This window comes from Frankia sp. AvcI1, assembly GCF_001420875.1.
GTDB lineage: Bacteria > Actinomycetota > Actinomycetes > Frankiales > Frankiaceae > Frankia > Frankia alni.
In genome coordinates this window covers 86,513-96,329 of record NZ_LJFZ01000002.1, presented here as the reverse complement: position 1 = coordinate 96,329, position 9,817 = coordinate 86,513, and the positions used below count along the sequence as shown (strand labels likewise).

At 70.5% G+C, this 9,817-nt stretch carries 4 protein-coding genes and 7 pseudogenes; 6 read left to right on the top strand and 5 right to left on the bottom strand.

All coding sequences use genetic code 11. The features are described 5' to 3' along the window. Nucleotides 1-926: 926 nt before the first annotated feature. Nucleotides 927-2,323 (top strand): annotated as a pseudogene (locus UK94_RS37700) (efflux RND transporter permease subunit); the annotation flags it as partial. A gap of 1 nt (nt 2,324) precedes the next feature. Further along, a partial coding sequence (locus tag UK94_RS37695; protein ID WP_235486274.1) for an MMPL family transporter occupies nt 2,325-3,197 on the top strand: 873 nt, incomplete at its 5' end. Nucleotides 3,198-3,238: 41 nt separating this feature from the next. Here the strand turns inward: UK94_RS37695 and UK94_RS02615 are convergent. Continuing rightward, nucleotides 3,239-4,174, bottom strand: a complete 936-nt coding sequence (locus UK94_RS02615) for an SDR family oxidoreductase (protein ID WP_011601678.1) — start codon at nt 4,172-4,174, stop codon at nt 3,239-3,241. Nucleotides 4,175-4,325: 151 nt separating this feature from the next. Between UK94_RS02615 and UK94_RS02610 the strand changes: the two are divergent. Together UK94_RS02610 and UK94_RS02595 are read left to right on the top strand one after the other, a co-directional pair. After that, nucleotides 4,326-4,819: pseudogene (locus UK94_RS02610) on the top strand (TetR/AcrR family transcriptional regulator); the annotation flags it as partial. 2,044 nt (nt 4,820-6,863) lie between these two features. Continuing rightward, nucleotides 6,864-7,088 (top strand): hypothetical protein (locus UK94_RS02595; protein WP_235486272.1); only part of this gene is annotated, 225 nt, incomplete at its 5' end. A 52-nt stretch (nt 7,089-7,140) separates the two neighbouring features. Here the strand turns inward: UK94_RS02595 and UK94_RS02590 are convergent. The 4 genes and pseudogenes from UK94_RS02590 to UK94_RS37680 all read right to left on the bottom strand — a co-directional run. After that, nucleotides 7,141-7,647: a nucleoside deaminase gene (locus UK94_RS02590; RefSeq protein ID WP_235486371.1), complete on the bottom strand. Its 507-nt coding sequence runs from the start codon at nt 7,645-7,647 to the stop codon at nt 7,141-7,143. 175 nt (nt 7,648-7,822) lie between these two features. Then, nucleotides 7,823-8,081 (bottom strand): annotated as a pseudogene (locus UK94_RS37690) ((2Fe-2S)-binding protein); the annotation flags it as partial. A 1-nt stretch (nt 8,082) separates the two neighbouring features. Then, nucleotides 8,083-8,431, bottom strand: a pseudogene (locus tag UK94_RS37685) ((2Fe-2S)-binding protein); the annotation flags it as partial. Between the two features lie 153 nt (nt 8,432-8,584). Beyond that, nucleotides 8,585-8,855: pseudogene (locus UK94_RS37680) on the bottom strand (Rieske 2Fe-2S domain-containing protein); the annotation flags it as partial. Nucleotides 8,856-9,392: 537 nt separating this feature from the next. Between UK94_RS37680 and UK94_RS37675 the strand changes: the two are divergent. After that, nucleotides 9,393-9,611: pseudogene (locus UK94_RS37675) on the top strand (DUF72 domain-containing protein); the annotation flags it as partial. 1 nt (nt 9,612) lies between these two features. Next, nucleotides 9,613-9,816 (top strand): annotated as a pseudogene (locus tag UK94_RS37670) (DUF72 domain-containing protein); the annotation flags it as partial. Nucleotide 9,817: the final 1 nt, after the last annotated feature.

Below are 9,817 nucleotides of genomic sequence, written 5' to 3'. Positions count from 1 at the left end.
ACCGAAAAGCGATGAGACCAACGGGCCGGCTACGTCCGTCGTTCTCTGGAATCCCGAGCAGGTGGCGGTGGACGGCGCCGGCAACGTCTACATCGGTGATTCTCCCCGAGTACTGAAGGTCGACCCGCAGGGCACCANCCACCTTCTCGCCAATCGCCCGTAGTCCGCCAGGGCACTTGTTACATCGGCGAAGTCTGCCATCGCGGCTGCCGTCGATCGGTCATAATCGGGTGATGCGTCGACGTCATGACCTCCCTTCGGCTCCGGTGTCGGAGTGCTTCGGAGGCATCGGTCCGCAGTCGTAGATCCGCGAGAAAATCAATGTGCCGTCCCTCTCGCGCGAAGGGCGTCAAGCTGTCGGTTATCGTCGCCGGGGGCCATGAGGGGAATCCAGCACACCGCCGCGGAAACGGCGCCGGCGACGGTGTGGGGGAACCCCAGCGGAACGCCGTTCGCAGCGGTTCTTTTCGGCCCAGGGAGCAGCAGTACACCGTCGTGACGGGCACCGGGAGATCCTCGGCCTCGACGTCGTGAGCAGCGAGGACGGCGCCGGCTGGCTGGCGTTCCGACACGGTCGGGCACCCTGACGGTCACCGACGTGGCCCGCGAGTACGGCGCCTGGACGGTGTCACTCNCCTGACCAGCGTGAGACGCCCGCTCACCCCTACAGGTTCCGAATCCGCCAGGTCCCGACCGCCGCAACCTGCGCGGCGGAGCCGTCCCGGCGGCGGTCACGAGTGTGACGGTTGTCTCAGGTGACGCCGCGCCGGTGGAACACTCGTTCGATCCGGTAGAGGATGTTGCCGCCCTGTCGTCACCGGGCTCGCCCCTGTCGGCTCGGAAGCATGCCGAGACCGAGGTCGACGCGGATGCGGTGGCCGATGCCGGGGCGTTCGCCAGTTGCCAGACGTCGAGCAGGAGAACTGATGAAGCGGATCGCTGAACTCGCTGTCCGTCGCCGATGGCTTGTCGTCGTCGGCTGGGTCGTCTTCGTCATCGCGGCGCAGGGGATCGCCGGGGCGATGGGCGGGGCCTCGTACAAGGACACGTTCAGCCTCCCGCACACCGAGACGGCCTCCGTGGCGAACCTGCTCGAGGACGCCGGCCTGAACAATCAGAACGGCGCCCTGGGCACGGTCGTGCTCAAGAACAGGGCGGGGGCGTTCACCACGCCACCTGCGCAGTTGAAGCCGGCCCTCAGCAAGGTGTGCACCTCGGGTAACCATGTGGCGCTGATCGTGTCGCCGTGGGAATCGATCGACTGCTCGAAGAGCGATGCTGCCGCGCCGGGGAACCCGGGGCTGCTCAACAGGGCGCATGGCTCCACCACGGCGTTGGTCACCCTCACCTGGGAGAACGACCACTACGACGCCGAGTTGTTCAAGAACGTCTACGACCAGCTGAAGACCCTGCGCAGCGACGCGCTGCAGGTCGAGTTCACCGGTAACGCCTTCGCCGGCATCGGGCAGAGCAGCGGTTCGGGCTCGTCGGTGTTCATCGGATTCGCGGCCGCGCTCATCATCCTGGCCCTGGTGTTCCGCACCGTGGCCGCCACGGTGCTGCCGTTGGCCAGCGCGGTGGTCGCGCTCGTCAGCGGCCTCGGCGTGATCTACATCCTCAGCCACGCCATCAACGTTTCCAACATCACCCCGTACCTGGCCGAGCTGATGGTGATCGGGGTCGGCGTCGACTACGCGCTGTTCATCGTCACGCGGCATCGCCGCAATCTGCGGCGCGGCATGCCCGTCGCGGAGTCGATCGTCAACGCGATCAACACCTCGGGCCGGGCGGTGTTGTTCGCCGGTACGACCGTGTGCATCGCCATCCTCGGCCTCATCGCGCTCGGGGTGAGCTTCTTCAACGGCATGGCGGTGGCGACCGCGCTCGCGGTCGGCTTCACCATGATCGCCTCGCTTACCCTGCTGCCCGCGCTGCTCAGCCTGTTCGGTCTGAAGGTGCTGCCCCGCCGGCAGCGGGCCGCGGTGCGAGCAGGCGAGTTCATCGACGACCGCCCGGTGGGGTACTGGGCCCGCTGGTCGCAGTTCGTCGCCCGGCGCCGCGTCGTCGTCGCGATCGCCTCGGGCGCGGTGATGGTCGTGATCGCCCTGCCGTTCTTCTCGCTGGAACTGGGCGCCAGCGACCAGGGCAGCGACGCGAAGAGCTTCACGACCCGCGCCGGCTACGACCTGATCGCCGCCGACTTCGGCGTCGGCTACAACTCCACCCTGGAAGCCGTCGTGAGCGGCCCGGGCGCCTCGGACCAGGCCTACCTGCAGCGCGTGACGAAGTCGCTGGCCGCCGTCCCGGGCGTCGACCCGGCCAGNCTGGGCACGGCGCCGCTGGCCAAAGACATCGCCTTCGTGACGTTCAAGACGACCACGTCACCGCAGTCGGAGAAGACCTACACGCTGGTCCGGCACCTGCGCTCGACCACCCTGCCACCGCTGTACGACGGCACACCCAACCACATCTACACCTTCGGTGACACGGCGATCAACGTCGACTTCGCCTCGGTGCTCGCCCGGAAGATGCCGCTGTTCATCGCGGTCGTGGTCGGCCTGTCGTTCATCCTGCTGCTCATCGCGTTCCGGAGCCTGGTCATCCCGTTGACCGCCGCGGTCATGAACCTGCTGGCCGCGGGCGGTTCGTTCGGTCTGGTCGTGGCAATCTTCCAGTACGGCTGGCTCTCCGACGCCATGGGCGCCGGTCCCGGCGGACCGATCGACGCCTGGATCCCGGTCATGCTGTTCGCCATCCTGTTCGGCCTGTCGATGGACTACCAGGTGTTCCTGGTCAGCCGCATGCATGAGGAATGGGTGCACACCCGCGACAACACGCGGTCGGTGACCATCGGGCAGGGCGAGACCGGCGGCATCATCACCGCCGCCGCCATCATCATGATTGCCGTCTTCCTCGGCTTCGTGGTCAGCCCAGGCCGGCCGATCAAGATCTTCGGCACCGGTCTCGCCGCCGCCGTGTTCCTCGACGCGTTCGTCCTCAGAACGATGCTCGTACCGTCGGTGATGCACATCGTCGGCAGGTCCAACTGGTATCTCCCGAGGTGGCTGGACCGCATCACCCCCCACGTCTCGGTCGAACCGGCCGACGAGGCCGTCACCCACGCCACCGGCACGGGCATCGGTTCCTTCGACGACGACCGGCCGGAAGACGAACGGGAACTGGCCCACCGTTCCTGAGCCGGGTCCGCCCACCTCGACGACCCCGGCTCACCGCTCGCTCAGGCGAAGTAGTGGCCTTCCTTGAGGTCGGCTGTCAGTCCCGGGCGGGTCGGCTGCCAGCCGAGCAGGTCGCGGGTGATCTGCGCGGAGGCGGGGCCGTCGAATCCCCAGAAGCCGCCGAGGAAGCCGACGTAGTCCCCGATCTGGTCGGGGGTGACGGAGACCGCGGGGACATCGAGGTGGGCGGCGAGGACCTCGGCGACCTCGCGGATGGGGACGCCCTCGTCGCCGACCGCGTGCAGCGCCGAACCGGGCGGCGCCGCTTCGAGGGCGAGGCGGAACAGGCGCGCGGCGTCGTCGCGATGGACGGCCGGCCAGCGGTTGGTTCCGTCGCCGACGTAGGCCGCGGCGCCCTTCTCGCGCGCGAAGCCGATCGCGGCCGGGATGAACCCGTTGTCGCCGTTGCCGTGGGTGGCCGGTGGCAGCCGCACGACCGAGGAGCGGACCCCGCGGGCGGCGAGCGCGAGCGTGTAGTTGGCGTTGTCGATCCGCCCGTTCGCCCCGCTGATCGGAACCTCGCGATCGGCGTCCTGCGCGGCCCGCCCGTCGTGCTCGGTGGCGACGACACCCGGCGGGAGGCCGAGCACACCGAGGATCCCGGAGGCGATCACGAACGGCTTGTCGGTGCCGGCGAGGGCCTCGCCGAAGGCCTCGATCGCCGCGCGGTCGGCGTCGGTGGCACCGGCGAAGTCGCCGGCGAAGGCGATGTCGTGCTTGAAGGCGAGGTGGATGACGCCGTCGGCGGCCACGGCGGCCTCCCGCAGGATGTCGAGATCGTCGAGTGATCCCTCGCGGACCTCGGCGCCCGCCGCCCGCAGGGCGACCGTCGCGGCATCGGAGCGGGCGAGGCCGGTGACCGTGTGACCGGCGGTGATCAGGTCGGGGACGAGCCCACGACCGACCCAGCCCGACGCTCCGGTGACGAACACACGCATGGGAGACCTCCACGACAGGGGCGTGCGCCGGACGGATCCGCTGCGGGCGGCCCGTGGCGCCAGACGTCATTATTGGTACGATCGTACTAGAAAAGACGGTAGACGGCCGTGCTAGAAACGTCAAACGACGTTGACCGAGGAGGCGGCGGTCATGGCGGGACGACCGGTCAACCACCAGCGGCGGGCCGAGCTGCTCGACGCGGCGGTCGAGTACGCCGCCGAGTACGGGTTCTCCGAGCTGACGTGGCGGCCCGTCGCCGCCGCCCTCGGGGTGTCGCCCACGACGTTGGTGCATCACTTCGGCACCAAGGAGCAGATGCTCGAGGCGATCCTCGGACGCCTGCGGGAGCGCATCTTCGCGGCCACCCGCGACCTGGCCGGCGAGCAGCCCGACCTGGCCGCGGAGGCCCGGGCGTCCTGGACGCGGGCCTTCGACCCGCAGCACGAGGCGGAGTTCCGGCTGTTCTTCGCGGTCTACGGGCGCGCGCTGCAGGCTCCGCAGCAGTTCGCGGCGTTCCTCGAGCACGTCGTCGCCTACTGGATGCGCGCCCTGGTCGCAGCGCAGGGCCCGGACACCGACCCGGCGACCGCCACGCGCACGGCCACCCTCGTGATCGCCACCATCCGCGGGCTGCTACTCGACCTNCTCGCCACCGGTGATCGGAACCGGGTTCAGGACGCGGCCGATTGCTTCCTCGCCACCCTCGAACGCCCTGCCACCGTCGAACGCCCTGCCACCGTCGAACACCCTGCCACCGTCGAACACGGCCCGCAGCCGACGGTCACACGGCCCCGGTGAGCCACGTCGGACCGCTTCACGTCTGGGGCGTGTCGGTAGGTCCTTGGAAAAGCCTCGAGGCCGAGCACTCGCAGCAGCTCCAACCGCTCGCGGGCCTCGGTGTTCGCCGGGGTGAGCACCAGCAGCCGCTGCCCCTGGTCCGCTCGACGAGTCCCGCGACCGTGGGCCGGACCGTCGGCCCACGACCGCGCGCAGGTCGGCGACAAGCTGACGAGCCCGGTGCTCCTTGCCTGCGGGCGGGGCGCGGCGATCGGTATCCGTCCGCGCACATGTCGAGCCTCAACGTGGGGGACTGATTCCGGCGGCGGTCACAGCAGGTGGCGGCCGCCGTCGACGTTGAGCGTCTGGNCGGTGACGAAGGCGGCGTCGTCCGAGGCAAGGAAGAAGATCGGTCCGACCAGGTCCTCGGGAGTTTCGTCGCGGTGGAGCGCACGCGCATCGCGTTGCTCCGCCAGCAGGGCCTCGGGAAGCACCGCGGCAGCCGCTGGGGTGACGGTAAGCCCCGGGGTGATCACATTGACCGTGATGCCGTATCCGCCGAGTTCGCGGGCCAGGACACGGGTCAGACCCAGGACGCCACCCTTGGAGGCCACGTAGTGGGACTGCATGGGGGTGCCGCTGAAGACCGAGCCGGACCCGATGTTCACGACGCGACCGCGGCCGCTCGCTTTCAGGAGCGGGACGAAGGCCCGGATCATGAGAAAGGTGCCGGTGAGGTTGACGTCGATGACCTGACGCCACTCGTCTGTGCTCATCTCCTCGAAGGCGGTCTGCGGAAACCGGNCGGCATTGTTGATCAGAACGTCGACCGTGCCGAGGCTCTNCTGCACGACCTGGACCAGCGCGGCGACNCTCTCCTCGCTGGCGATGTCCGTGGCGACGGCGTGCAGCGACGGGTGCCGCCCGCCGGGCGCGCCGGAGTCCCACCGGGCGCGCCAGGTGTCGAGTGCCTCCTGCGAGACGTCGGCGGCGACGACAGTGTCGCCGTGGNCCAGAAAACGGTTGACTATCTCGGAACCGATGCCNCCGGAGGCGCCGGTGACCACGACGGTGCGTGCTGCGCTCATGACCACTCCTCTCGAGCCGGATCGTGCCAATATCAGTCAACTTATCATGTTACTGATATTAGTTCACGCCGCTAGCGTGGCCGGGGAACGCACGCGGGCGGGCGTGGGCACGGCGGAGGNAGCGGAGCAGGAGCACGGTGGCGGAGAACTTCGAGGAGCGGTTGCCGTACCTGATGCGGCGCGTCAGCACAGCGCTCGCCCAGCAGGTCGACCGTGCGCTGCGGGAGTTCTCGCTGACCCACACCCAGCTCGGCGCACTCGCTCAGCTCGGCCTCGTGGACCCCGGGGCACTGTCCGGAGCCACCCTGGGTCAGCGCAACGGGGTCACCGCGCAGTCGATGTCGACGGCGATCGCCGGGCTGCTCGTGCGAGGCCTCGTCGACCGCGAGCCGCACCCCACCCACGGGCGGATCCTCCAGGTCCGGATCACGCCGGAGGGCACCGACCTGCTCGCTCGTGCCCAGGCCGCGGTCGGCAGGGCCGAGGACCGCACCCTGGCCTTCCTCGACCCCGAGCAGCAGCGCCAGCTTCGCAGCGTCCTGCGCACGATGATGCGGGCCATGGACCTCTACCTGTACTTCCCCGACGCCGACGACGACCGCGCCTAGAGAGCGCAGATCTACCTGCAAGCCCGGCGTCATGACCGACCCGGCGGTCCGAACAGCCGCAGCGGTTTCTCCCCCTCCGGTGCCCGACGCCCTGGCCGGTGGGCTGCTCGGTGCTGGGGCCGCCGGCCGAGGCTGCGCTGGTCTGGTGCCGGCCAGGGTGGTATGCGGTAGCTGTGGTCATGCCTCGCACCGCGGTCGCCGTTCGGNACGTCCCNTTCGAGGATCTCGGCCTCCTCGGACCCCTGCTGTCCGAACGCGGCTACCGCGTGCGGTACCTCGACGTCGGTGACCCCGGAGACGCGGGAGACCTGGGTGACCCGGGCGACCCGGGTGACCCGGGTGCGATCCGGGCCGACGCCGCCCGCCACGGTGCGCGGCTGGCCTCGCGTGCCCGCCTGGTGTTCCACGCGTGGCTCGACCAGGTCGACGCGTCGGGCTGAGCCGGGGAGCAGGCCCGCCGGTGGGAGACGGTGTGGTCGGGGGCCTGAGGAGTCAGGTCGTCGTGGGGGCGCCGCGGCGGGCGTTGTAGACGACGACGTCGTCCCGGCTGCCGTAGTCGGCGAACACCGTCAGGGCCTGTTCGCGCAGGACGTCGGTGCGCACCGTGATGCCGCGCCGGGCGAACTGCTCCTGCCAGTCGTCGCGCATCGGTCCCTCGTCGAAGCCGGTGAGCTGTTCGACCTCGTCGCCCTCGCCGGCGATGGTCAGAAACTGGACGCCGGACCACATGACGGCGCCATAGCACATGACGCAGGGACGCCAGTTGACGACGAGCTCGACCGGGGAGCCGACGGCGCTGAGGTCCCAGCGGCCGAGCCGGGCCTGGGCGAAGGAGAGGGCGACGACCTCGGCGTGCATCGCGCTCAGCCCGGTGGCCAGGACGAGGTTGACGCCGGCGGCGTGGATCTGACCGGTGTCGGGGTTGGCGACGACGGCGGCGAACGGGCCGCCGCAGCCCTCCCGATGGTTGCGTGCCGCGAGCCGATGCACGAGGTCCATCCGCTGCTCGACGTCGGGGAGCACGGTGNCGGCGGTGTGGACCTCGTCGTCCACCCAGGCGGGCAGGCTGACGCCGAGGGCGGCGACGGGGCGGACGGCGACGGCCGGCGACGGGTCGGTGGGGCTGAGGTCCATGGCGGGTGGGCCCTTCTCGGAGTCAGGCGGTGCATCGGAGTCAGGCGGTGAAGAAGTGGCTCAGGCCCATCGCCCGCAGGCCGCGCCGGTAGGCGACCGAGCTGCGATCGGCGGGGATGTTGACCTCGAGGCGGGGGTCGAGCGGGAGGTTCTCGGGGCGCTGGGCCTCGACGATGACCCGGTCCTCCTCGAAGATCCGCAGGTTGAACTCGTAGATTTCCTGGTCCGGCTGGGCGGTGTCGAAGTTCTTCGCGATGGGCGCGAACATCCGGGTCTGGCGGGCCGAGACCGGCGACGCCNCATTCATGATCGCCAGACGGCCGCCGTCGGGGAAGTGCACGACGAGGGTGGCGGTGAACGGCAGGTGGGCGTCGAAGCGCCGCAGCCAGCGGAAGTCGGGCTCGCCGCGTCGGGCGCCGTGGGGGTAGTTGCCGACGGTGCTCCAGTAGTCGGCCGAGAAGCCGTGGGGGGTCGGGGCGGGCGTGTAGTCGGGGACCTCGGCGTTGTCCGGGTCGGCGAAGGTGGCGGTGTGGACGAAGGCGAAGTGCGCGACGTCGAGGAAGCCCTCCACCTGGCGGCCGGCGAACGCGGCGACGTCGAACCCGGGGCAGGTCACTCGTTGGAAGCCGGGGTCGTCCCAGTGCGGCATCCGTGGGATCGGCGGNACGGGCGGCCGGTNGGAGCCGGAGCTGGGGCCAGGGGAGCCGGAGCCGGAGCTGGAACCGGCGNCGAAGCCGGCGTCGAGGTCGGGGCGTAGACAGGTCCAGACCAGCCCGTAGCGTTCCGTGACAGGATAGGCGGNCAGGGCCATCCGGGCGGGGATCTTCACCGTCGGATGCGCGGGTATCGCCACGCAGGCTCCCGCCGCGCCGAACCGCAGTCCGTGGTAGGCGCAGGCGACGGTCTCGCCGTCCCCCGTGCCCATGGTCAGCGGGACCCCGCGGTGGGGGCAGAGGTCGCGGGCGACGACCACCTCGCCGCCGGCGCGGTAGACGACGAGCCGCTCGTCGAGCAGCCGGGCAGCGACCGGTTGGTCGCGGACCTCACGCGACAGCGCGACCGGATACCAGTGGNGGNCCAGGATCGCCCAGTCGTCCGGGTCGAAGGAGCAGTCGGGCGGAACCGTCGCGCGCGCGGCACGGGTGTCGACCATGGGAAGCCTCGGCAGGATGGGACCGCGCGTCTGCGGGCGCGCGGGCGAGGAATCGGTGGGCTGACGTCGGGCGTCGGGAGTCGGGCGTCGCACGTGCCGGCGCCGGNCGGGGTGGGGCGGGGCGCCGGAGGCCCGGGTGTGGACGTCGTCGTCGTCAGGCGTCGTGCGCGACCCGCCCACGGGTCCAGGCGTGCCGGTGGACGTCGCGGCGCACGTCGACCTGGCGGTCCTGCACCATCCGGCACTCTCCTTCCGTCCGTGGGGCCCTCCGACTGTCCGCCACCGCGGTTACGGGTCGGTGGCGCTCGTCGAACATCCGCGTGTCGACCGGTCGGCGACGAGTTTCGGGTTCGACCACCCGCCCGGCTAACGTCGACGTCGGGTGTTGACGCACAGGTTGATTGACAGGTCGATGCACAGAGGGAGCGGAGCCGTGCGGTTGCACGTGGGATGCGCGATGTGGACGCACAAGTCCTGGCAGGGGCGTTTCCTCGCGCATCCGCTGCCGCCGCACGAACGCCTGCGGCACTATGCCGGCTGGTGCAACGCGGTCGAGGGGAACACCACCTTCTACGCGACGCCGACCCGGGACACCGTGGCCTCGTGGGCGCAGCAGACCGATGCGGACTTCCGCTTCGTGCTCAAGCTGCCGAAGGTCATCACCCACGAACGCCGGNTCACCGACGTCGACGAGGCCCTGGGCGCCTTCCTGGCGGCGATCGAGCCGCTCGGCCCGCGGGCCCACGCGGTCTGGATCCAGCTGCCGGGTTCGTTCGCGCCCACCGACGTCCCCGCGCTCGCCCGCTTCCTCGGCCGGCTTCCCCGGTCCCACCGGTACGCCGTCGAGGTGCGCCACCGGGCGTTCTTCGACGACCACCGGGN